Origin of the sequence: Streptomyces sp. NPDC028722, assembly GCF_040637655.1 — a bacterium.
GTDB lineage: Bacteria > Actinomycetota > Actinomycetes > Streptomycetales > Streptomycetaceae > Streptomyces.
On sequence record NZ_JBEZWU010000001.1, the window covers coordinates 580,342 to 603,025 of the forward strand.

At 73.2% G+C, this 22,684-nt stretch carries 16 protein-coding genes; 9 read left to right on the plus strand and 7 right to left on the minus strand.

Annotated elements, in window-relative coordinates; all coding sequences use genetic code 11:
• Positions 1 to 71: 71 nt before the first annotated feature.
• The 5 genes from AB0F03_RS02585 to nirD all read left to right on the plus strand — a co-directional run bounded on the left by AB0F03_RS02585 (position 72) and on the right by nirD (position 5,707).
• Positions 72 to 587, plus strand: a complete 516-nt coding sequence (locus tag AB0F03_RS02585) for a hypothetical protein (protein ID WP_361985726.1) — start codon at positions 72 to 74, stop codon at positions 585 to 587.
• Positions 588 to 739: 152 nt separating this feature from the next.
• Positions 740 to 1,411: a class F sortase gene (locus tag AB0F03_RS02590; protein ID WP_361985728.1), complete on the plus strand. Its 672-nt coding sequence runs from the start codon at positions 740 to 742 to the stop codon at positions 1,409 to 1,411.
• A gap of 109 nt (positions 1,412 to 1,520) precedes the next feature.
• Positions 1,521 to 2,735, plus strand: coding sequence for an FAD-dependent oxidoreductase (locus AB0F03_RS02595; RefSeq protein WP_361985731.1), 1,215 nt, complete (start codon positions 1,521 to 1,523; stop codon positions 2,733 to 2,735).
• On the plus strand, positions 2,736 to 5,345 hold the full coding sequence (gene nirB, locus AB0F03_RS02600) for a nitrite reductase large subunit NirB (protein WP_361985734.1): 2,610 nt from the start codon (positions 2,736 to 2,738) through the stop codon (positions 5,343 to 5,345).
• A complete protein-coding gene (gene nirD / locus AB0F03_RS02605) occupies positions 5,342 to 5,707 on the plus strand; it encodes a nitrite reductase small subunit NirD (protein ID WP_361985737.1) in 366 nt (121 codons plus the stop codon). The genes nirB and nirD overlap by 4 nt, the downstream gene beginning before the upstream one ends.
• An 8-nt stretch (positions 5,708 to 5,715) precedes the next feature.
• Here the strand turns inward: nirD and AB0F03_RS02610 are convergent, their stop codons facing one another.
• The 5 genes from AB0F03_RS02610 to AB0F03_RS02630 all read right to left on the minus strand — a co-directional run bounded on the left by AB0F03_RS02610 (position 5,716) and on the right by AB0F03_RS02630 (position 13,341).
• Positions 5,716 to 6,549 (minus strand): carbohydrate ABC transporter permease, encoded by an 834-nt coding sequence (locus tag AB0F03_RS02610; protein ID WP_361985740.1) that lies wholly within the window; start codon positions 6,547 to 6,549, stop codon positions 5,716 to 5,718.
• Complete coding sequence (locus AB0F03_RS02615; protein ID WP_361985743.1) at positions 6,542 to 7,444, minus strand: sugar ABC transporter permease; 903 nt, start codon at positions 7,442 to 7,444, stop codon at positions 6,542 to 6,544. The genes AB0F03_RS02610 and AB0F03_RS02615 overlap by 8 nt, the downstream gene beginning before the upstream one ends.
• On the minus strand, positions 7,441 to 8,688 hold the full coding sequence (locus tag AB0F03_RS02620; RefSeq protein ID WP_361985746.1) for a sugar ABC transporter substrate-binding protein: 1,248 nt from the start codon (positions 8,686 to 8,688) through the stop codon (positions 7,441 to 7,443). Before AB0F03_RS02620 ends, AB0F03_RS02615 begins: the two co-directional genes overlap by 4 nt.
• A gap of 233 nt (positions 8,689 to 8,921) precedes the next feature.
• The gene (gene ppdK / locus AB0F03_RS02625) at positions 8,922 to 11,642 is read right to left on the minus strand and encodes a pyruvate, phosphate dikinase (RefSeq protein WP_361985749.1); all 2,721 of its coding nucleotides are present in this window, start codon (positions 11,640 to 11,642) and stop codon (positions 8,922 to 8,924) included.
• 478 nt (positions 11,643 to 12,120) lie between these two features.
• Positions 12,121 to 13,341 carry an ROK family protein gene (locus tag AB0F03_RS02630; RefSeq protein WP_361985752.1) on the minus strand — a complete coding sequence of 407 codons (1,221 nt, stop codon included), beginning with the start codon at positions 13,339 to 13,341 and terminating at the stop codon, positions 12,121 to 12,123.
• 120 nt (positions 13,342 to 13,461) lie between these two features.
• Between AB0F03_RS02630 and AB0F03_RS02635 the strand changes: the two genes are divergently transcribed.
• The 3 genes from AB0F03_RS02635 to AB0F03_RS02645 all read left to right on the plus strand — a co-directional run bounded on the left by AB0F03_RS02635 (position 13,462) and on the right by AB0F03_RS02645 (position 18,999).
• Complete coding sequence (locus tag AB0F03_RS02635; protein WP_361985754.1) at positions 13,462 to 14,895, plus strand: hypothetical protein; 1,434 nt, start codon at positions 13,462 to 13,464, stop codon at positions 14,893 to 14,895.
• Positions 14,892 to 16,829, plus strand: coding sequence for a glycogen debranching N-terminal domain-containing protein (locus AB0F03_RS02640; RefSeq protein ID WP_361985757.1), 1,938 nt, complete (start codon positions 14,892 to 14,894; stop codon positions 16,827 to 16,829). The genes AB0F03_RS02635 and AB0F03_RS02640 overlap by 4 nt, the downstream gene beginning before the upstream one ends.
• A 601-nt stretch (positions 16,830 to 17,430) precedes the next feature.
• Complete coding sequence (locus tag AB0F03_RS02645; RefSeq protein ID WP_361985834.1) at positions 17,431 to 18,999, plus strand: CDP-alcohol phosphatidyltransferase; 1,569 nt, start codon at positions 17,431 to 17,433, stop codon at positions 18,997 to 18,999.
• On the opposite strand, the gene dusB is transcribed toward AB0F03_RS02645, so the two are convergent.
• Both dusB and AB0F03_RS02655 read right to left on the minus strand, forming a co-directional pair.
• A complete protein-coding gene (dusB, locus tag AB0F03_RS02650; protein ID WP_361985760.1) occupies positions 19,000 to 20,130 on the minus strand; it encodes a tRNA dihydrouridine synthase DusB in 1,131 nt (376 codons plus the stop codon).
• 62 nt (positions 20,131 to 20,192) lie between these two features.
• Positions 20,193 to 21,071, minus strand: coding sequence for a helix-turn-helix transcriptional regulator (locus AB0F03_RS02655; RefSeq protein WP_361985763.1), 879 nt, complete (start codon positions 21,069 to 21,071; stop codon positions 20,193 to 20,195).
• 115 nt (positions 21,072 to 21,186) lie between these two features.
• Between AB0F03_RS02655 and AB0F03_RS02660 the strand changes: the two genes are divergently transcribed.
• Complete coding sequence (locus AB0F03_RS02660; protein ID WP_361985836.1) at positions 21,187 to 22,599, plus strand: MFS transporter; 1,413 nt, start codon at positions 21,187 to 21,189, stop codon at positions 22,597 to 22,599.
• Positions 22,600 to 22,684: the final 85 nt, after the last annotated feature.

Consider the following 22,684-nt stretch of genomic DNA (forward strand, 5'->3'; position numbering starts at 1 on the left):
CGCGAGTGCGACTTATCTCGGTAGGGCAGGGGCGCACCCCTGGACGAGTCGGACAAGCTCTGGGGAGCACCATGCGACGCACTGCCCGTCTGCTGGCCGGTACGGCGCTCGCCGTGACCGCCGCGGCCCCCGCCCACGGCCTGGCCGGGGGCACCGGCCGCCTGGACGTGTACCCGTCCACCGTGGCGCCCGGCGGTCAGGTCACGGTGAACACCGCCGTGTGCGGGGACCGGGGTTCGGCGACCGGGGACGCGGGCGCGGTCGGCGCCGGCGTCTTCACGCTGGCGCCCACCGCCCACGACGGCGAGGCGATCGGCCAGTTCCGGGTGCCGCCGAGCGCGCAGCCCGGGACGTACGAGATCGTCGCCAGGTGCGCCGAGGGCAGCCGGCAGGTGGCGGGCGACCTGGTGGTGGCGTTGGGCGCGGCGCACGAACAGGTGCAGCCGCGGGGAAGTGTGAAGACGGGGGTCGGCGGCGGACTCGGTCCCGACCCCGTGCAGACCACGGCGGGTGTGGCGGCGCTGGCCGTCGCCGCCGTGGGCGGTACCTGGCTCCTGCATCGCCGGGCGAGAGGCGACGGGATCTGACGGACACCCTCCGCTGTCCGTCCGCCGGTACCGCACGTCCCGCCCCCTCCGGGTCCGACGCCCCTCGCGGCCCGGAGGGGGAGGGGACCGGCCCCGAGGCCGGTCCCCTGCTCAGTCCCGTTCGGGGGCGCGCCCCCGGGAGAGGGGTTCGCATGCGCAGGAGAGCCAGGCTCGGCGACACCGCCATAGCCGCCGTCACCGTCGTCGCCCTCGGCTCGGGCGTATGGCTGCTGGACGGTGGCACCGGCCGCCACACACCCCCGCAGCCGACGGCCGCCGAGGGCCGCCCGGACCCGCGGGACGAGCGGTTCGCGGCGCCCGCCCTCACGCCGTCCCTGCCGGTCCGCATCCGCATCCCCGCGATCCGCGTGGACGCCCCGCTGACGGGCCTGGCCCTCACCCGCTCCGGCAATCTGGAGGCGCCGCCCGCCGGGCGGAAGAACCTGGCCGGCTGGTACGAGGCCGGCACCGTGCCAGGCGAGACGGGTACCGCGGTCGTCGCCGGGCACGTCGACAACACCGACGGCCCGGCCGTCTTCTACGACCTGGGCGCGCTCAAGCGGGGCGCCACCGTCGAGGTGGACCGCCGGGACGGCAGCGTGGCCGTCTTCACCGTGGACGCGGTGGAGGTGTACCCGGCCCGCGGCTTCCCCGACGACAAGGTGTACGGCGCCGCGCCCCGCCCCGAACTGCGCGTCATCACCTGCGGCGGCGGCTACTCCAGGACGACCGGCTACCAGGGCAACGTGGTGGTGTTCGCGCACCTGACGGGCAGCCGCCACGGCACCGGGCAGCCGCCGAGTGGCCGTCGACCGGCCGGGTGAGCCAGGCACGCGGGCCTCACACTCCCGGTGTGCCGCCACTGAGGGCAGCGTTCCCCGTGGGAAACAGGAGTGATGCCACCGGGTAACGTCGGGGACGCACGCTCGGGACATGACCTCGAATACGCGTGTGGTGGTGATCGGCGCCGGCCTCGCGGGCGTACGGCTCGCCCGGCGGCTCGGCGAGCTGGGTACGCCCGCGCTGCTCGTCGGCGAGGAGGAGCACCCCCCGTACAACCGCGTCCTGCTGGCCGAGGTGCTGGCCGGCCGGTACGCCCCGGAGGTGATCGCCCTCCCGCCGCCCGCCGGCCTGCTGCGCGCCCGGATCACCGGCATCGACCGGACGGCCCGGACCGTCACCCGCGCCGACGGCATGCCGATCGCCTACGACACGCTGGTCCTGGCCACCGGTTCCAACCCCGTACTGCCGCCGCTGCGCGGCCTGTTCACGGCCGGCCACCGCCTGCCCGAGGGCGTGCACGCGTTCCGCACCCTGGACGACTGCCTGGGCCTGGCGAAGGCCGTCCGGCCGGGGGTGCGCGCGGTCGTCATCGGCGGCGGCCTGCTGGGGGTCTCCGCGGCCCGCGCGCTCGCCGTGCGCGGCGCGCAGGTGGTCCTCGCCCAGCAGTCCGAACGGCTCATGGAGCGCCAGCTCGACCCGGACGCCTCCCGGCTGGTGCTGCGGCACCTGACGGACCTGGGCGTCGAGGTGCACACCGAGTGCCGGGTGCGGGACGTGCGCTGCGTCGCGGGCGCCGTCCGCTCGGTGGAACTGGCCGACGGCTACGCCCTGGACGCCGACCTCGTGGTGGTCGCCTGCGGGGTGCGCCCGCGCACCGGCCTGGCCGAACAGGCCGGGCTCGCCGTCCACAAGGGCGTCCTCGTGGACGACGCGCTGCGCACCTCGGACCCGCACATCCACGCCGTCGGCGACTGCGCCCAGCACGACGGCACGGTCTACGGCCTGGCCGCCCCCGCGCTGGAACAGGCCGACGTACTCGCCCGGCTGCTCGCCGGCGACCCGGGCGCCCGCTACCGCGGCACCCGTTCCCTGACCCGGCTGACCCTCACCGGCCCCGGCTCCCCGTTCGACCTCGCCGCGTTCGGCGACACCGAGGTACGCCCCGGCGACGACGTGGTGCGGCTCGCCGACGCCACCCGGGGCACCTACCGCAAGGTCGTCGTCCGTGACGACCGCCTGGTCGGCGGGGTCCTCGTCGGCGAACTCGGCACCGTGGGCACGCTCGCCCGCGCCTGGGAGGGAGCAGAGCCGCTCCCCGGTGACGGCCCCCTGCTCCACCTGCTCACCCATGATGGAGGCTCCTGAATGTCCGCCACCCCTCAGGCCACCCCCACGATCGTGCTCGTCGGCCACGGCATGGTCGGCCAGCGCTTCCTCGAAGCGCTCGCCGAGCGCGGCCTGACCGCCACGCACCGCGTGGTCGTGCTGTGCGAGGAGCCACGTCCGGCGTACGACCGCGTCCAGCTGACCTCGTACTTCTCCGGCCGGACGCCGGAGGACCTGTCCCTGACCGACCGGCGGTTCATCGAGGACCACGGCATCGAACTGCACCTCGGCGACCCGGCGGAGACGATCGACCGCGAGACACGGCGGGTCACCGCCCGCTCCGGTCTGGTGGTCGGCTACGACGTCCTGGTCCTGGCCACCGGCTCCTACCCGTTCGTGCCGCCGGTGCCGAACAAGGACGCCACCGGCTGCTTCGTCTACCGCACCATCGAGGACCTCCTCGCCATCGAGGAGTACGCGGCGCGGAAGGCCTCGACGGGCGCCGTGGTCGGCGGCGGCCTGCTCGGGCTGGAGGCGGCGGGTGCCCTCAAGGGCCTCGGACTCGACGCCCACATCGTGGAGTTCGCGCCGCGCCTGATGCCGGTGCAGGTGGACGAGGGCGGCGGCGCGGCACTCCTGCGGACCATCGAGGACATGGGCCTGACGGTCCACACCGGCGTGGGCACCCAGGAGATCGTGACGGACGCCTCCGGTGCCGTCACCGGCATGCGGCTGTCCGACGGCTCCGAACTCGCCACCGACCTGGTCGTGTTCAGCGCCGGTGTCCGCCCCCGCGACCAGCTGGCCCGCGACTGCGGTCTGACGGTCGGCGAGCGCGGCGGCATCACGGTCGACGAGCAGTGCCGTACCGTCACCGACCCGCACGTGTTCGCCATCGGCGAGTGCGCGCTGGCGGCGGACGGCCGGGTGTACGGCCTGGTGGCGCCCGGGTACGAGCAGGCGGCGACCGCCGCGGCGACGATCGCGGCCGACGAGGCGTCCTTCACCGGCGCCGACCTGTCCACCAAGCTGAAGCTGCTCGGCGTGGACGTGGCGTCGTTCGGCGACGCGCACGGCACCACCGCGGACTGCCTGGACGTCGTCTACTCCGACTCCCGCGCCGGCCTGTACAAGAAGCTGGTCATCGGCCGGGACGGCACGCTGCTCGGCGGTGTCCTGGTCGGCGACGCGGAGGCGTACGGCACCCTGCGGGCGCTCACCGGCTCGGTGCCGCCCGTCTCCCCCGAGTCGCTCGTGCTGCCCGCCGGCGCCGGCCCGGCGGACCGGCTCGGCCCGTCCGCGCTGCCGGACGACGCGGTCATCTGCTCCTGCCACAACGTCACCAAGGGCACGATCCGCGGCGCGGTCACCGACCACGCGTGCACCACCGTGCCCGAGGTGAAGAAGTGCACCCGGGCCGGCACCGGCTGCGGCTCCTGCGTGAAGGTCCTCGGCCAACTGGTCACCGCCGAGCTGGAGGCGTCCGGCGTCGAGGTCGACAAGGGGCTGTGCGGCTGCTTCCCCCAGACCCGCGAGGAGCTGTACGAGATCGTCCGCGCCCTGCGGGTCACGTCGTACCGGGAGCTGCTGGACCGGTACGGCCGCGAGGGCGCCCGGGGCGGGGACGGCTGCGAGGTGTGCAAGCCGGCCGTCGGCTCGGTCATCGCCTCGCTCGCCCCGGCGATCGGCGCCAGCGGCTACGTCCTGGACGGCGAGCAGGCGGCCCTCCAGGACACCAACGACCACTTCCTCGCCAACCTCCAGAAGAACGGCTCGTACTCGGTGGTGCCGCGCATCCCCGGCGGGGAGATCGCGCCCGAGAAGCTGATCGTGATCGGCGAGATCGCCCGGGACTTCGGCCTCTACACGAAGATCACCGGCGGTCAGCGGATCGACATGTTCGGCGCCCGGGTCGAGCAGCTGCCGCTGATCTGGGCGCGGCTGGTGGACGCCGGCTTCGAGTCCGGGCACGCGTACGGCAAGTCACTGCGCACGGTGAAGTCCTGCGTGGGCTCCACCTGGTGCCGCTACGGCGTGCAGGACTCGGTGCGGATGGCGATCGACCTGGAGCTGCGCTACCGGGGGCTGCGGTCCCCGCACAAGCTGAAGTCGGCCGTGTCCGGGTGCGCCCGCGAGTGCGCGGAGGCCCAGTCGAAGGACTTCGGGGTGATCGCCACCTCCAACGGCTGGAACCTGTACGTCGGCGGCAACGGCGGTGCCACCCCGCGCCACGCCGACCTGCTGGCCCAGGACCTGTCCGACGCCGAACTGGTGCGCCTGATCGACCGGTTCCTGATGTTCTACATCCGTACGGCCGACCGTCTGGAGCGCACCAGCACCTGGCTGGAGCGCATCCCGGGCGGCCTGGAGCACGTACGGGACGTGGTGGTGCACGACTCGCTCGGCATCTGCGACGAGCTGGAGAAGCTGATGCGGGCGCACGTCGCGCACTACCGCGACGAGTGGGCGGAGACCGTCAACGACCCCGAGCGGCTGGCCCGGTTCGTGTCCTTCGTGAACGCCCCGGACACCCCCGACCCGGTCGTCTCCTTCGTCCCCGAGCGCGATCAGATCAAGCCCGACCTGCCGCTGCTGAAGATCGGCCTGCGGCCCGCCGACGACGTCCTGGAAGGAAGCGCCCAGCGATGACCCTGGCACTCGAGACGACCGACCTGACCGTACAGCTCCAGCTGGCGGACGGCTGGTTCACGGTCTGCGACCTGAGCACACTGGTCCCGGGCCGCGGGGTGGCGGCCCTGCTGCCGGACGGCCGCCAGGTGGCCGTCTTCCGCGACCGCGCGGACCGGCTGTACGCCGTCGACAACCGCGACCCCTTCACCGGGGCGGCCGTCCTCTCGCGCGGCCTGACCGGCAGCCACGAGGGCCGCCCGTTCGTGGCGTCCCCGCTGCTCAAGCAGCGCTTCGACCTGGCCGGCGGCCGGTGCCTGGACGACGGGACGGTACAGCTGGCCACGTACGAGGTCCGCGCGGCCCCGCCCTCGCTCGACTGAGCGTGCCGTCAGTCGATCCCGGACCGTTCCACCCCCGCCACGATCCACCGCTGGAAGCACAGGAACACCAGCAGCAGCGGCAGCACCGACACGGCGGCGGCGACGAACAGCTCGTGCAGCCGTACGACCTGGGCGGTGGTGAACGTGGACAGGGCGACCTGCACCGTCCAGGCGTTCTGGTCCTGCCCGATCACCAGCGGCCACAGGAAGGAGTTCCAGGCGCCCAGGAACACGATGGTCCCGACGGCCGCGAACACCGGCCGGGCGTTGGGCACGACGACCAGCCAGTACGTCCGCCAGTACCCGAGCCCGTCCACCTGCGCCGCGTCCTCCAGCTCGTGCGGGAACCCGAGGAAGTACTGCCGGAAGACGAAACAGGCGAACGCCGGGAACAGCGTCGGGACGATCAGCCCTCGCAGCGTGGAGATCCAGCCCAGCGACGACACCAGCACGAAGCTGGGGACGAAGGTGACGGCCGCCGGGACCAGCAGGGTGCCCAGGACGGCGTAGAACACCTTGTTCGCGTGCCGGTAGGGGATGCGGGCCAGGCCGTACCCGGCGAGGGAGGCCAGGAGCAGGGTGCCCAGGGTGGTGGCGACCGCGATCAGCGCGGAGTTGAGCAGGGACCGGGCGAACGGCACGGACGGATCGGCGAACAGCTCGCCGACGTTCCCCCACCGCACCTGACGCGGGAAGAACGTCCACCGCGGGGAGGTGATGTCCCGCTCGGCCGACAGGCCGTTGCGCAGGAGCAGGTAGAAGGGGATCAGGAAGAGCAGGGCGAGCGCGATCAGCAGCACCAGCCGCAGCGCCCGGCCCGCCCGCACCAGGGCGTCATCCATCGCCGTCCGTCCTTCCCAGCCGCAGCCAGCGCGCCTGCCCCACCGTGACGACGGCGACGACCAGCGCCAGGATCACCGCGCCCGCGCTGCCGAGCCCCAGGTTCTGCCCCTGCCCGAGCGCCGTGTAGTACAGGTAGACCAGGGGCGGCCGGGCGTACGGCGGATAGCCCCGCGCGTCCGACAGCAGGTTGTAGAACTCGTCGAAGGCCTGGAAGGCGTTGACGACGAGCAGCAGCACGACCGCGACCGAGGTGGCCCGCAGCTGGGGCAGGGTGATGTGCCGCAGCACGGTCCAGCCGGGCCGGGCCCCGTCCACGGCCGCCGCCTCGTACAGCACCGGGTCGATCCGCTGGAGCCCGGCGAGGAACAGGATCATGTAGAACCCGGCCTGGAGCCACAGCCGTACGGTCACGATGACCAGCCAGTACCAGGGCGGGTCGGGCGAGGCCAGCCAGGCGACGGGGTCGGCGCCGAACCAGCCCAGCACGGTGTTCGCCAGCCCGAACCGCACCCCGCTGAAGACGGACATCTTCCACACGAGCGCGGCCACCACGTAGCTGCACGCGGCCGGCAGGAAGAACACGGACCGGAAGAAGGCCCGGGCGCGCCGGACCCGGTTGACCATCAGGGCCAGGGAGAGGGAGCACCCGTAGGTGACGGGCACGATGAAGGCGGTGAAGACGAGGAAGGTGCGCAGGCTGTCGAGGAAGGCGTGATCCCCGAGCATCGCCGTGTAGTTGTCCAGCCCGGTGAAGTGCGTGGGCGTGACGGTGTTGCGCGCGTCGAAGAAGCTGAGCGCCACGCTCCACAGCAGCGGTACGTACGTGAACAGGGCGAGCCCGAGGGCGAACGGCCCGACGAACACCCAGAACCACAGCGCCCGCCGCCGCCTCACGGCTTCTTCTTCACACGGTCGAGTTCGGCCGACACCTTCCCGACGACCGGCCGCAGCTCACGCGCGGGATCGGCGCCGTTCCTGATGATCCGGCTCAGCGCGTCCTGGTAGGCGGTCTGACCCGCCGGGGTCCACAGCAGCGGCTGGGCGTAGCCGTGGTCGGTGGTGAACCGGACGGCGTCGGCGGCGGCCCCCGACCTCAGCCGGTCCGCCTTCTTCGCGAGGGAGATCCGGGCCGGGATGTGGAAGCCGTAGGACAACGCGAAGTCCTGTTGGTAGTCGGTCCGTTCGACCCACAGCCACTTCACGTAGTCCGCGGCGGCCTCCCGGTGCCTGCTGCGCGCGCTGACGGCGGACCCGTACGCGCCGACGGGTACCGCGGGCCGGCCGCCGGGCCCGTCCGCGGGGAACGGCAGCACCCCGAAGTCGTCGCCGAGTTCCTTGCGCACCTGCGGCAGCGCCCACAGCCCGGACCACTGCATCGCGGTCAGCCCCTGGACGAAGGCGGACGGGTCGGACCAGTCGCTGGGCGCGCCCAGGAGCAGCGATCTGTCGGCGTACAGCCGGTGCAGCTTGCCGAGGGTGCGGGCGGCGGCAGGGTCGTCGAAGCCGGGCTTCCCGTCCTCGGTGACGAGGCTGAGTCCCGCCGCGTACAGGGGTGTGCCGCCGAGCACGCCCGCTCCCCCGTCGTTGCCGAGGAACAGCCCCTTGGTCCTGCGGTCGGTGAGTGCGCGGGCCGCGTCGACCAGGGCGTCCAGGGTGGTGGGCGGCTCCACGCCGGCGTCCTTCAGCAGGCTCTTGCGGTAGTAGAGCAGCTGCGTGTCGATGACCTGCGGGACGGCCCAGATCCGGCCGTCGTACGTCTTCGGCGCGAGCGCGGCCGGCGCGAAGTCGTCCTTGACGCCCTCCAGCAGCGCGGTGAGGTCGACGACCTGGCCGCCCCGGATCTGGTCGAGCGTCGGCCCGTTGACCTCGAAGACGTCGGGTCCGGCGCCGGTGAGCAGCGCGGCGGCGGTCTGCTGGTCGTAGTTCCCCGGCCGCCACTGCACGTCGACGCGTGCCTTCTCGTACGCGCCGGCGTAGCGCCGCACGGCCTGTTCGGTGCCCTGCTCGCCGTACTGGTGGTACCACTGCGACAGCGACGGCCCCGAACCGCCGCCCCCGCGCCCGGTGTTGCCTCCGCACGCGGTGAGCAGTCCGGCGCCCGCACCCGCGGCCAGCAGGGTCCTGCGGCTGATCGTCATCCTGTGCCCCCAGACATCCGTCATCGATGCACGGCCCAACGATCAACCATCCACGACGATTACGAAAGGGGTGTTGCACGCACATGTCACGGCCGGAGCGTCTCGCCGCCGGCCGCACGCGAAGCGGCGGCACCCCCCGCACAGGGATGCCGCCGCCTCTCTTTTCGTGTGCCGGAGCCGCCGCCGATCGGCTGAGGGTCGGGGACCGACGACGGCTCCGGGGTCCGGGGTGCCTAGCGGTGGTCGCTGCCCGTCGACTGCGTGGCCGCGCGGCCGGCCTCCAGGCGGGCGACCGGGATGCGGAACGGGGAGCAGGAGACGTAGTCCAGGCCGACCTCGTGGAAGAAGTGCACCGACTCCGGGTCACCGCCGTGCTCGCCGCAGACGCCGAGCTTCAGGTCGGGGCGGGTCCGCCGGCCCGCTTCCGCCGCCGACTTCACGAGGGAGCCGACACCGTCCCGGTCGATCGTCTCGAACGGGGAGACGCCGAAGATGCCCTTCTCCAGGTAGGCCGTGAAGAAGGAGGCCTCCACGTCGTCGCGGCTGAAGCCCCACACCGTCTGGGTCAGGTCGTTGGTGCCGAAGCTGAAGAACTCGGCGGCCTCCGCGATCTGTCCGGCGGTCAGCGCGGCGCGCGGCAGCTCGATCATCGTGCCGATCGCCAGCTTGAGTTCCGTACCGGTCGCCGCCTGGACGTCGGCGATGACCTGGTCCGCCTCCTCACGGACGATCTCCAGCTCCTGGACCGTGCCGACGAGCGGGATCATGATCTCCGCGCGCGGGTCGCCCTTGGCCGCCTTGCGCTCCGCCGCGGCCTCGGCGATCGCCCGGACCTGCATGGTGAACAGGCCGGGGATGGCCAGGCCCAGGCGTACGCCGCGCAGGCCCAGCATCGGGTTCTGCTCGTGCAGGCGGTGGACGGCCTGGAGCAGGCGCAGGTCGTTCTCGTGCGGCTCCTGGCGGGACTCGGCCAGGGCCACGCGGACCGACAGCTCGGTGATGTCGGGGAGGAACTCGTGCAGCGGGGGGTCGAGGAGGCGGACGGTGACGGGCAGGCCGTCCATCGCCTCGAAGAGCTCCACGAAGTCCTTCTTCTGGAGCGGCAGCAGGGCCTTGAGGGACTCCTCGCGCTCCTGCTCCGTGTCCGCCAGGATCAGGCGCTCGACCAGCTCGCGGCGGTCACCGAGGAACATGTGCTCCGTGCGGCACAGGCCGATGCCCTGGGCGCCGAAGCGGCGGGCGCGCAGCGCGTCCTCGGCGTTGTCGGCGTTGGCGCGCACGCGCAGGCGGCGCTTGCGGTCGGCGAAGGCCATCATGCGGTGGACCGCCTCGACCAGCTCGTCCGCGTCGTCGGCGCCGGGGTGCATCCGGCCCTCGAAGTACTCCACGACCGGGGAGGGCACGACGGGGACCTCGCCCAGGTAGACCTTGCCGGACGAGCCGTCGATGGAGATCAGGTCGCCCTCCTCCACCACATGGCCGCCGGGGACCGTCATCCGGCGGCGCTTGGTGTCGACCTCCAGCTCCTCGGCGCCGCAGACACAGGTCTTGCCCATGCCGCGGGCGACGACGGCCGCGTGGGAGGTCTTGCCGCCGCGCGAGGTCAGGATGCCCTCGGCGGCGATCATGCCGTCGAGGTCGTCGGGGTTGGTCTCGCGGCGGACCAGGATGACCTTCTCGCCGGAGCGGGACCACTTCACGGCGGTGTAGGAGTCGAAGACGGCCTTGCCGACCGCGGCGCCCGGCGAGGCGGCGATGCCCCGGCCGACCTGCGCGGTCTTGGCGTGCTCGTCGAAGCGCGGGAACATCAGCTGGGCCAGCTGGGCGCCGGTGACGCGCTGGAGCGCCTCGGTCTCGTCGATCAGGCCCTGGTCCACGAGCTGGGTGGCGATGCGGAAGGCGGCGCCGGCGGTGCGCTTGCCGACGCGGGTCTGGAGCATCCAGAGCTGGCCGCGCTCGATGGTGAACTCGATGTCGCAGAGATCCTTGTAGTGGTTCTCCAGGGTCGCCATGATCTGCATGAGCTGGTCGTACGACTTCTTGTCGATCTGCTCCAGCTCGGCCAGCGGGACGGTGTTGCGGATGCCCGCGACGACGTCCTCGCCCTGCGCGTTCTGGAGGTAGTCGCCGTACACGCCCTGGTGGCCGGAGGCGGGGTCGCGGGTGAAGGCGACGCCGGTGCCGGAGTCCGGGCCCAGGTTGCCGAAGACCATGGAGCAGACGTTGACGGCGGTGCCGAGGTCGTGCGGGATGCGCTCCTGGCGGCGGTACAGCTTGGCGCGGTCGCCGTTCCAGGAGTCGAAGACCGCCTTGATGGCGAGGTCCATCTGCTCGCGCGGGTCCTGCGGGAAGTCGCGGCCGGCCTCCGTCTTGACGATCTTCTTGAAGGTCGCGACCAGCTTCTTCAGGTCGGCGGCCTCCAGGTCGGTGTCGATCGTGACCTTCTTGGCGTGCTTGGCCTTCTCCAGGGCCTCCTCGAAGAGGTCGCCGTCGACGCCGAGGACGGTCTTGCCGAACATCTGGATCAGGCGGCGGTAGGAGTCCCACGCGAAGCGGTCGTCGCCGGCCTGCTCGGCCAGGCCCTTGACGGACTTGTCGGAGAGGCCGATGTTCAGGACGGTGTCCATCATGCCGGGCATGGAGAACTTGGCGCCGGAGCGGACCGAGACCAGCAGCGGGTTGTCGGGCTGGCCGAGCTTCTTGCCCATCTTGTGCTCGAGGGCGTCGAGGTGCGCACTGACCTCGTCACGCAGTGCCGCGGGCTCCTCACCGCTGTCCAGGTAGACCTTGCAGGCCTCCGTGGTGATGGTGAAGCCGGGAGGGACCGGAAGACCCAGGTTGGTCATCTCGGCGAGGTTGGCACCCTTGCCACCGAGGAGGTCCTTGAGGTCCTTGTTGCCCTCGGTGAAGTCGTAAACGAACTTCGCTGCGTGGGGATCTTTGTTTTCCGACACGGGTCTCGACTCCTTGAGGCCACGGTGGCTGCCCTGACGGCCAGGAACATACCCAGATCGAAGGCCCATGGGTACGTCCACTTGCGCGTCACACGCCTGTAACCACCTGTCCGCCAGCGGATCGAAAGTCAAGGCTTGGCAAGCCAAGCGCGCTCAGTGTTTTCACTTCTTGAAGACAACAGCTCCCTTGAGGTAAGTTTCACGCTCACATGAGCACCACCCAGCACGACTGAGTTCGATCGATGAACGATCAAAGGGTGGCACCCAGTGCCACCCTTTGGAGAAGTGCAGTCGTGCATGATCCGCTCATCTGAGCGCGACCCTCCTCAAGGGTGGCGAGAATCACGCTGCCACAGAGCGGCCCGTTCCACCATGCGGACCCGGCCCCGGACGGGCCCCGCCCCCGGAAACACCCGCGTCACAGACCCACCGTCCACGTCACACACCCACCGTCCACGTCACAGGCCCATCGCCCGTGTCACACGCCCATCGCCGTGAGCCGCTCCTCGACCCGCTCCGGCGCGTACAGGTGCTCCACGACCAGCGCACCGGCCCCCAGCAGCCCGGCCCGCTCGCCGAGCCGGGAGGTGACGACCTCAAGGCGGGCCGTGGAGCGGGGCAGCGCCCGCTGGTAGAGCAGCTCGCGCACACCGGTGACGAACGGCGTCCCGGCCAGGTCGCCCGCGATCATCAGGACGCCCGGGTTGAGCAGCGTCACCACGGTCGCCAGCACGTCCCCGACCCGGCGGCCGGCCTCCCGGGCCAGTGCGGCGGCCTCCGGGTGGCCGGCGGCCAGCAGGTCCCGTACGTCCGAGCCGGAGGCCGCCGGCACCCCGGACGCGGCCAGCCGCCGGGCCACCGCGCCACCGCTCGCGACGGCGGCGAGACAGCCGTACGAGCCGCACCGGCACAGCGCCTCGGTGCCCACCCTTATGTGCCCGATGTCGCCGGCTCCGCCGTCCACGCCCCGGTAGACCGAGCCGTGCACGACCACCCCGGCGCCGATGCCGGTGGAGACCTTGACCAGCATGAAGGCCGTGCAGTCGGGGTGCCCGGCGCGCTGTTCGCCGTAGGCCATCAGGTTGGCGTCGTTGTCGACCAGGACCGGGACCGCGTGGGCGCCGGTGTGCTCGGTGAAGGCGCGGGAGAGCCGGCCCCGTATGTCGTAGCCGTCCCAGCCCGGCATGATCGGGGGCTGCACGACCCGGCCGGTCTCGCTGTCCACCGGTCCCGGTACGCCGAGTCCGATGCCGCAGACCTCTCCGGCGCGGTGCCCCGCCTCGGCCAGCAACCGGGCGAACCAGCGCCCGAGTTCACCGAGGACGGCCTCCGGGCCGTCGTCGACGGCGAGCGTGCCGGAGTGTTCGGCGAGGAGGTCGCCGGCCAGGGTGAGGACGGCCGCGCGGGCGTGCCGGGTGTCGAGGTCGGCGGCGAGGACGACGGCGTGGGAGTCGTCGAACTCCAGGGTGACGGCGGGTCGTCCGCCGAGCGGGGAGCCGACCGGGCCGCCGGCGCCCTCCCGCAGCCAGCCGGCCCGGAACAGCCGGTCCAGGCGGTGGCCGACGGTGGCCCGGGACAGTCCGGTCACCTGCTGGAGCGCACCCCGTGTCACCGCCCGTCCGCTGCGCACCAGTTCGAGCAGATCGCCGGAGCTGGCCTGTCCCGCGCCCCTGCCCGTCCGTCCCGGCCGCCCGGTCATGCGCACCCCCTTGTGTTCATCAAGCTTCCCTTACATATTGGGTTTTGCGTGTTAAATAGACGTAACCCTGCGGTAGCCGTAGCCAAACCCGGTCGGCCGGACGTCTTCGGGGAGTCCCGAGTGGATCGCACTGCCCAGCTCACAGCCCGTCCCGCACCCGGCGGGATCGCATACGATCCGCCCGACTCGGCGGCGTCCGTGCACGTCAGAGCGGCCCGGGTGCTGGACGCCAACTGGACGGGCAGCTCGACGGTCCCGTCCCGCAACCTGTATCCGCACCAGTGGTCCTGGGACTCGGCGTTCATCGCCGTCGGGCTGCGGCACATCTCGCCGCTGCGCGCCCAGACCGAACTGGAGACGCTCCTGACGGCCCAGTGGGCCGACGGGCGCGTCCCGCACATCGTGTTCAACCCCTCCGTACCGTTCGGCGCGTACTTCCCGAGCCCCGACTTCTGGCGCTCCGCCACCGCCGGGCGCGCCGCGGGCGCCCCGCGCACCGTACAGACGTCCGGGATCGTGCAGCCACCCGTGCACGCGCTGGCGGCCTGGCTGGTGCACCGCGCCGACCCCGTGCTCTCCCGGGCCCGCGGCTTCCTGGCCCGGCTCCACCCGCGGCTGGCCGCCTGGCACCGGTATCTGCTCCACCGGCGGGACCTGGGCGGCGGCGGCCTGGTGTCCGTCGTCCACCCCTGGGAGCAGGGCATGGACAACAGCCCCTGCTGGGACGCCCCGCTCGCCCGGATCACCCCGGCCCCGGCCCGCTCCTTCCGCCGCGCCGACCTCGACCACGGCGCGCCCGGGGACCGGCCGACGGACCTGGACTACGGGCGGTACGTGCGGCTGGCCGCCGACTACCGGGACCGCGGATACACCCGGGAGGACGGGGAGTTCGCCGTCGAGGACCCGTCGTTCAACGCGCTGCTCATCGCCTCCGAGTACGCCCTCGCCCGGATCGCCGGGGAACTGGGCGCGGCCGGCACCGGCCGGTACGCCCGCGCCGAACGGCTGACGGCGGCGCTGGTGGAGCGGCTGTGGGACCCTCGGGCCGGGATGTTCCGCTGCCGGGACCTGCGGGGCGGGGGCCTCGTCGCCGAGCGCGGGGTCTCCGGCCTGGTCCCGCTGCTGCTGCCGGGCCTGCCCCGCGACATCGCCGCCGCGCTCGTCCGCACCCTGCGCGGGCCGCACTTCTCGTTCGGCGACCGCACCCGGCTCGTGCCCAGCTACGACCTCCTCGGCGAGGCGTTCGACCCGCGCCGGTACTGGCGCGGCCCGGCCTGGTTCAACACCGGCTGGCTGGTGGAGCGCGGGCTGCGGACGCACGGCGAGACGGCGGCGGCCGACGCCCTGCGCGCGGCCGTGGTGCGGCTGGCCGACGCCTCCGGGTTCGCCGAGTACGTCGATCCGTTCACCGGTGAGGCCTGCGGTGCGACCGGCTTCGGCTGGACCGCCGCGCTCGCGCTCGACCTGCTGGCCGCGGACCGCCCGGAACCGGGCGTGTCCCCGACGGGCAGTGGCGCGTTCGACAGGAGTGACAAGGGAGGGGACCGGAGATGACGGAACGGCATCATCTGCTCGTGCACGGTGCGACGTTCGCCGCCGTGGGTGACCGGGGTGACATCGGCGGAGTGCGGGGCGGGTGCGTGCCGGACGGCCTGTTCGTCCGGGACGCCCGGCATCTCAGCCGCTGGCAGCTCACCGTCGACGGCGCGGTGCCCGAGGTGCTCGCGCCGGTCACGGACGGGGACGCGGCCCGCTGCGTGCTGGTCCCCCGCGTGGGCCGGCAGGAACCGCCGGCCCACACCCTCTTCCGTGAACAGGCGGTCGGGGACAGCTCGTTGGTGGACTCGGTGAAGGTGACCAGCAACCGCCCGGTGGCCACCACCGTACGGCTCGCGCTCACCGTCGACGCCGACTTCACCGACCAGTTCGAACTCCGCTCCGACCACCGCACCTACGTCAAGGCCGGTGCCGTACGCTCCCGCGAGATCCTCGACGACGGCATCGAGTTCACCTACCGGCGCGCCGAGTGGCGCTCCAGTACGACGATCACCGCCGACCCGCCCCCCGACTCCGTGGAGGAGACCGGCACCGGCGCCCGCCGACTGGTGTGGACCCTCGGCCTCGCACCGCACGGCACGACGGAGCTGGTGCTGCGGGTGATCGCCCGGCCGCACGGCGAGAAGCGGGCCCTGCGCGTGCCCCGGGACCCGGCCGCCGTGCACGCGCAGATGCTGGAGCTGGAGGGCGAGTTCATGGAGGGGGTCGCCTTCCCGACCGGCTGGCCGGAGCTGGCGGCGGCCTGCGCCCGGGGCCTGGCCGACCTGGCGGCGCTCCAGGTCCCGGCGCGCGGGCCCGACGGGGAGGAGCTGCGGGTCCCGGCGGCCGGCGCCCCCTGGTTCCTCACTCTGATCGCCCGCGACGCGCTCCTCGCCTCCCTCTTCGCCCTGCCCTACCGCCCCCGGCCGGCCGCCGCCACCCTCCTCGCCCTCGCCGCCACCCAGGCGACCGGCGGCGGCATCTCCCGGGTCGCCCAGCCCGGCAAGATCGTGCACGAGGTCCGGCACGGCGAACTGGCCCACTTCGGACAGGTGCCCTACGGCCGCTACTACGGCTCGGTCGACGCCACCCCGCTGTTCCTGATCCTGCTCGGCGCGTACGTCGAGCGGACCGGCGACACCGCCCTGGCCCGGCGTCTGGAACCGCACGCGCGCGCCGCCGTCGGCTGGATGCTCGACCACGGCGGCCTCACCTCGCGCGGCTACCTCGTCTACCGCGCCGACGAGGGCGGCCTCGCCAACCAGAACTGGAAGGACTCCCCCGGCGCGATCTGCTGCGCCGACGGCACCCGGCCCAGCGGCGCGGTGATGGCGGCGGGCGCCCAGGGCTACGCGTACGACGCGCTGCGCCGCACGGCCGCGGTGGCACGCGGGGTGTGGGCCGACGAGACGTACGCCGCGCTGCTGGAGCAGGCGGCGGCCGACCTCCGCGACCGGTTCCAGCGCGACTTCTGGATGCGTGAGCACTCCTTCCCGGCGCTCGCGCTGGACGGGCAGGGCCGCCGCATCGACGCGCTGGCGTCCGACGCCGGACATCTGCTGTGGTCGGGACTGCTGGACAAGGAGTACGGGGAGGTGGTCGGCCGGCGGCTGCTGGAGCCCGACTTCTTCTCCGGCTGGGGCGTACGCACGGTCGCCTCCGGACAGCCGGCGTACCACCCGCTGTCCTATCACCGCGGCTCGGTCTGGCCGCACGACAACGCGCTGATCACGCTGGGGCTGGCGCGGTACGGGCTGCACGACGAGGCCCGTACGGTCGCGCACGCGCTGGTCGACGCGGCGGCGGCGACCGGGCACCGGCTGCCGGAGGTGTGGGCGGGGTACGGCCGGGACACGCACAGCGAGCCGGTGCCGTACCCGCACGCCTGCGTACGGGAGGCCCGCTCGGCGGCGGCCCCACTGGCCCTGCTGACGGCGGTCGGCGGCGCGTAGCGCCTGCCGGCGGGTGGGCGAGCGGGGACGGGGGCCGGCGGACGGGAGGGGAGGCCGGCGGACGGCCGAACGCGGGGCGGACCACATGGGTCCCGGCGGGCGCGCACGAGCGGGAACCGGGGAGTGTTCCGGCAGACGAGGGCGTGCGGGAGCGGGGGGCCTGACGGACGCACGCACGCCGGGAGCGAGGAGGTGTCCCGGCGGGGGCCGGCGGTGACGGACCGCGGGAGGTGTCGGCCGGGGCTCGTCCCGGCGGGCGGCGGGACTCCCCCCTCGCTCCCGGCGGGTGCGTGAGAAGGAGCGGGGCGGCGCGCGCACGGACCACCGGGGGACCGGCGCGCGCTGTTGACCAGGTGTTTGCCCGGCGGGCGTGAACGGCGGTCCCCGGTGGGCCGTAACGGTGGGCATGAGCTCGCTCCAGTCAGCCGAGGAGGCGGTTGCCGCCGAGGTGGCCGCACCCGTCCCGCGCCCCTTCCGCCGCCCCTGGACCCTCTGGTCGGCGTGGCGACAGCGGTGGCGGGAGGAGCATCCGGCCGCCGCCCGGGCGCTGTCCGTCACCGTCACGGTGCTGGCCGCCGCCCTCGTCGTCGCCGCGCTCGTGATGCCCGACAAGGTGGTGGGGCTGGGGCCGGCGAAGTTCCTGCGGATTCCCGCCGAGGCGGTCGTCGGGGCCGCCGTGCTGCTCGCGCTGCCGCGCCGGCCCCGGGTGGTGCTGGCGGCGGTGTCCGGGGTCGCGCTCGGGGCGATGACCGTGCTCAACGCGCTCGACATGGGCTTCAACCAGTACCTGGGCCGCGGCTTCAACGTGATCCTCGACTGGGAGCTGTTCGGCGACGCGGAGTCGTATCTGGAGGACTCCCTCGGCCGCACGACGACCCTGGCCGCCGTGGCCGGGGTGATCGTCGCCGTCCTGCTCCTCCTCGTCCTGCCCGCGCTGGCCATGGTCCGGCTGAGCAACCTGCTCGCCCGGCACACCGGCGCCGCGACCCGCGGCACGCTGGTCGCCGGGGTCGTCTGGATCACGTGTTCCTCGCTCGGGCTGGAGGTCGCCGGCGTGCCGGTCGCCGCCGACCGCACCGCCACCGCGCTGAAGGCGCAGGTCCGCCAGGTCTCGGCCACACTGCGCGACGAGGCGGAGTTCCGGAAGGTGGCCCGCGTCGACGCGTTCGGGAACACCCCGGGCAGCCAGCTGGTCCCCGGCCTGCGCGGCAAGGACATGATCTTCACGTTCATCGAGAGCTACGGCCGCAGCGCCATCGAGGACCCGGTCATGGCCCCGGGCGTCGACGCCACCCTCGACACCCGCACCAAGGCCCTCGCCAAGGCCGGTTTCCACGCGAAGAGCGGCTGGCTGACCTCGGCGACCTACGGCGGCAGCAGCTGGCTCGGCCACTCCACCACCATGTCGGGCCTGTGGATCAGCAACCAGCAGCGCTACCGCACGGTCATGGCCAGCGACCACCTCAGCCTGACGGAGGCGTTCAGGAAGACCGGGGCGTTCGACACGGTCGGGGTCATGCCGGGCGTCCAGAAGGGCTGGCCGGAGCAGAAGTGGTACGGCCTGGACAAGGTCTACAACGCCTTCCAGCTCGGCTACCGGGGCCCGAAGTTCAGCTGGTCGACCATGCCCGACCAGTACGCCCTCCAGCAGTACCAGGAGCGGGTGCACAGCAAGCGGCCGGCCGACGGCAGGTCACGGATGTCACTGCTCATCCTGACCTCCAGCCACCAGCCGTGGGCGCCGATCCCGAAGATGGTCGGCTGGGACCGGCTGGGTGACGGCTCGGTCTTCAAGGGCATCGAGGCGGCGGGCAACGACCCGGCGGACGTCATCGCCGACACCACCCGCTCCCGCGAGGAGTACGGCAAGTCGGTGCAGTACTCGGTGACCGCGCTCACCCAGTGGCTGGAGCGGTACGGCACCAAGGACACCGTCCTGGTGTTCCTCGGCGACCACCAGCCCATCGCCCGGGTCAGCGGCAACCACGCCAGCCGGGACGTGCCGGTCTCGATCGTCGCCAAGGATCCGAAGGTGCTGGACAAGGTCGCCGGCTGGGGCTGGACCGACGGGCTGCGGCCCGCGCACGACGCCCCGGTGTGGAAGATGAGTTCCTTCCGGGACCGCTTCCTCAGGGCCTACGGCTCCACACCGCACCCGAAGAAGGGCTGATCAGCCGCCGGACGTGTCAGTTTCCGCGTCCTCGCTCACGCCCGAGCAGTCGTACGGGTCCTTCAGCCAGCCGTCCGGCAGCACCACCCGGTTGTTGCCGGACGTACGGCCGCGCGGCCCGTCCGCGCCGGTCGGCCAGCCCTGGCCGAGGTCCAGCTCGTCCAGGCCGGCCCGCAGCTCCGCCAGCGAGGACGTCACCGCGAGCCGCTTGCGCATCTCGGAGCCGACCGCGAACCCCTTGAGGTACCAGGCCACGTGCTTGCGGAAGTCGACGACACCGCGTGCCTCGTCACCGAGCCACTCCCCGAGCAGGGTGGCGTGCCGCACCATGACGTCGGCCACTTCGCGCAGGACCGGCCGGCGGAAGTCGTCGCGGCCCTCGAACGCCGCCACCAGGTCCGCGAACAGCCACGGCCGCCCCAGACAGCCGCGGCCCACGACCACCCCGTCGCAGCCCGTCTCGCGCACCATCCGCAGGGCGTCCTGCGCGGACCAGATGTCACCGTTGCCGAGCACGGGGATCTCCGGGACGTGCTCCTTCAGGCGGGCGATGGCGTCCCAGTCGGCGGTGCCGCCGTAGTGCTGGGCGGCCGTGCGGCCGTGCAGGGCGATCGCGGTGACCCCCTCCTCGACGGCGATGCGTCCGGCGTCGAGGTAGGTGATGTGGTCGTCGTCGATGCCCTTGCGCATCTTCATGGTCACCGGCAGGTCCCCCGCGCCGGCGACCGCCTCGCGCAGGATGGCCCGCAGCAGGTTCCGCTTGTAGGGCAGGGCCGAGCCGCCGCCCTTGCGCGTGACCTTCGGGACGGGGCAGCCGAAGTTCAGGTCGATGTGGTCGGCGAGGTCCTCCTCCGCGATCATGCGGACGGCCTTGCCGACGGTCGCCGGGTCGACGCCGTACAGCTGGAGGGAGCGCGGCCGCTCGCTCGCGTCGAACCTGATCAGCTGCATCGTCTTGTCGTTGCGCTCGACCAGCGCCCGGGTCGTGATCATCTCGCTCACGAACAGGCCCTTGCCGCCGCTGAACTCCCGGCACAGCGTGCGGAAGGGCGCGTTGGTGATCCCCGCCATGGGGGCGAGCACGACGGGCGGCACGACGGCGTGCGGGCCGATGGTCAGCGGGTGGGTCATCGCGGGGCTCCGGAACGGACGTACGGCACAGGGCGAGCCCCCATTGTCCCTCACCGCGCGCGTCACCCGTCCGCCAGTGCCGCCAGCCGCTCCAGCCGCTCCTCGCTGTCCTCGTCGGCGGGCAGGTAGGCGACGACGCGGTGGGCCGGCGCCCGCGGGGCCAGCCACATGTTGCGGTGCTCCAGCCGGACCAGGCCGACCTGCGGGTGCCGGTACCGCTTGACGTGCGGGGACATCGGCGCGACCTCGTGCCGCTCCCACAGCTCGCGGAACTCCGCGGAGGCCGCCAGCAACCGGTGCAACTGCGACTTCCAGGCGGGCTCGGCCACGTGCTCGGCCATGGCCGCCCGGTACTTGGCGATCATGTCGCGCAGCATCTCGTCCCGGTCGAGGAAGTCCCGCTTCCAGCGCTCGCTGACGGCCAGCAGCCACACGCAGTTCCGCTCGGCCGGGGGCAGCTCGGCGGGGTCGCCGAAGAGCTGGGCGAAGGGACGGTTGGCGGCGAGGAGGTCGTAGCGGGCGTTCTGGAGGCTGGCCGGGTAGGGCGCGAGCCGTTCCACGACCTTGAGCACGCCTGCGGAGGCGACCGGGCACGCGGCGTCGGTGCGCGGGTCGGCGGTGCCGGCGAGGGCGAAGAGGTGGGCCCGCTTGGTGGGGTCCATCAGCAGGGCGCGGGCGACCGCGTCGAGGACCTGCGCGGAGACGTGCGCGGCGCGGCCCTGCTCGATCCACGTGTACCAGGTGACGCCGACCGCGGAGAGCTGGGCGACCTCCTCACGGCGCAGGCCCGGTGTGCGCCGGCGCGGGCCACGGGGCAGCCCGACCTGCTCCGGGCTGACGCGTTCGCGCCGGCTGCGCAGGAAGGCGGCCAGTTCCCGGCGCCGGACGTGCTCGCCCCTCGTCCGGGGCTCCGCCGGGTGCGCCGGCCCTGCGATGGTCATGGCACCCAGGGTGCCGTGCCGCCGTACCCCGGTTCCAGTTGGTGCCGGTACCTGGATGAGCACCGTCTGGTACACCGCTGGGCGCTTCCCCACAGTCGGGGACGTGACCACGACAATGACCTCCGCGACGACCGGCGCCCCGCCCCGGCCCCTGGGACCGCTGGGCCTGTTCACCCTCCTCCTCGGCAGCGCGCTCCCGATGATCGACTTCTTCGTCGTCAACGTCGCCCTGCCGGCGATCGGGAGCGATCTGCACGCTTCCGCGGCGACGCTGGAGATGGTCGTGGCGGCTTACGCGGTGGCGTACGCCGTCCTTCTCGTCCTCGGTGGGCGGCTCGGCGACGGCCACGGCCGACGCCGGCTGTTCCTGTGGGGCGTGGCCGGCTTCGGGCTGACCTCGCTGGCCTGCGGGCTGGCGCCCGGCGCGTGGTGGCTGGTGGCCGCGCGGGCCGCCCAGGGGGCCGCGTCGGCGGCGCTGCTGCCGCAGGTGCTGGCCACCCTGCACGCCACGACGTCCGGTGAGCGGCGGGCCCGCGCGGTCGCCCTGTACGGCTCGGTCGGCGGCGTGTCGGTGGTGCTCGGACAGGTGCTGGGCGGGGTGCTGGTCGCCGCCGACCTGGCGGGCACGGGCTGGCGTGCGGTGTTCCTGGTGAACGTGCCGGTCGCGGTGGCGGCCTTCGGGTGTGCGCTGCGTACGGTGCCGGAGAGCCGGGCGGCGCGGCCCGCGCACGGGGACCTCGCCGGTACGGCACTGCTGGCGGCCACGCTGACCGCGCTGCTGCTGCCGCTGACCGAGGGCCGGGCCGCCGGCTGGCCGCTGTGGTCGGTGCTGCTGCTGTGCGCCGCCCCGGTACTGGCCGGGGTGTTCCACGCGGTGGAGCGGCGCGGTGAGCTGGCCGGCGGGAGCCCGCTGCTGCCACCGTCCCTGTCGGCCGCCCCGGAGATCCGCCGGGGGCTGCTGCTGGGGCTGCCGGTGTTCACCGGCTTCGCGGGCTGGATGTTCGTGAGCGCGGTCACGCTGCAACAGGGCCTCGGGTACGGGGCATTGCGGGCGGGGCTGACGCTGGTGCCGATGGGTGTGGCGCAGTTCGCCGCGTCGATGCTGGCGCCGCGCGCGGTGCGGCGGTTCGGCGGGCGGGCGGTGACTCTGGCGGCGGTGGTGCACCTCGCGGGCCTGGCGACGGTCACGGCCACCGTGCTGCTCGGTGACTGGCCGCGGCTGAGTCCGCTGCTTCTCGCGCCCGGCCTGGTGCTGTGCGGCGCGGGCCAGGGGCTCGAGCTGCCCCTGTACTACCGGTTCCTGCTGGCGGCGGTCCCGGCCCGGCTGGCGGGCGCGGGCAGTGGTCTGGCGGCCACGCTCCAGCAGTCGTGCCTGGCCCTCGGGGTGGCGACGCTCGGCTCGCTGTTCCTGTCCCTGGTCCCCGGTCCAGGCATGCCGCAGGCGCTCGCGGTGGTGCTGTCGGTGCAGATGGCGGGCCTGGTGGGGCTGGGCGTGCTCGGCCTGCGGCTGCCCCGGGTGCCGGACTGAACGGGAGCCGAGGCCACCCGGGCGGCGGGAGACGACGCACCGCTCGATGTATGTCTCATTAGTTAGCCGCACTATCGAGTTCGGC

Coding starts and splice junctions, on each gene's coding strand:
- AB0F03_RS02585 (WP_361985726.1), top strand. CDS start 72: ATGCGACGCACTGCCCGTCTGCTGGCCGGTACGGCGCTCGCCGTGACC.
- AB0F03_RS02590 (WP_361985728.1), top strand. CDS start 740: ATGCGCAGGAGAGCCAGGCTCGGCGACACCGCCATAGCCGCCGTCACC.
- AB0F03_RS02595 (WP_361985731.1), top strand. CDS start 1,521: ATGACCTCGAATACGCGTGTGGTGGTGATCGGCGCCGGCCTCGCGGGC.
- nirB (WP_361985734.1), top strand. CDS start 2,736: ATGTCCGCCACCCCTCAGGCCACCCCCACGATCGTGCTCGTCGGCCAC.
- nirD (WP_361985737.1), top strand. CDS start 5,342: ATGACCCTGGCACTCGAGACGACCGACCTGACCGTACAGCTCCAGCTG.
- AB0F03_RS02610 (WP_361985740.1), bottom strand. CDS start 6,549: ATGGATGACGCCCTGGTGCGGGCGGGCCGGGCGCTGCGGCTGGTGCTG.
- AB0F03_RS02620 (WP_361985746.1), bottom strand. CDS start 8,688: ATGACGATCAGCCGCAGGACCCTGCTGGCCGCGGGTGCGGGCGCCGGA.
- AB0F03_RS02630 (WP_361985752.1), bottom strand. CDS start 13,341: ATGACCGGGCGGCCGGGACGGACGGGCAGGGGCGCGGGACAGGCCAGC.
- AB0F03_RS02640 (WP_361985757.1), top strand. CDS start 14,892: ATGACGGAACGGCATCATCTGCTCGTGCACGGTGCGACGTTCGCCGCC.
- AB0F03_RS02645 (WP_361985834.1), top strand. CDS start 17,431: ATGCCCGACAAGGTGGTGGGGCTGGGGCCGGCGAAGTTCCTGCGGATT.
- dusB (WP_361985760.1), bottom strand. CDS start 20,130: ATGACCCACCCGCTGACCATCGGCCCGCACGCCGTCGTGCCGCCCGTC.
- AB0F03_RS02655 (WP_361985763.1), bottom strand. CDS start 21,071: ATGACCATCGCAGGGCCGGCGCACCCGGCGGAGCCCCGGACGAGGGGC.
- AB0F03_RS02660 (WP_361985836.1), top strand. CDS start 21,187: ATGACCTCCGCGACGACCGGCGCCCCGCCCCGGCCCCTGGGACCGCTG.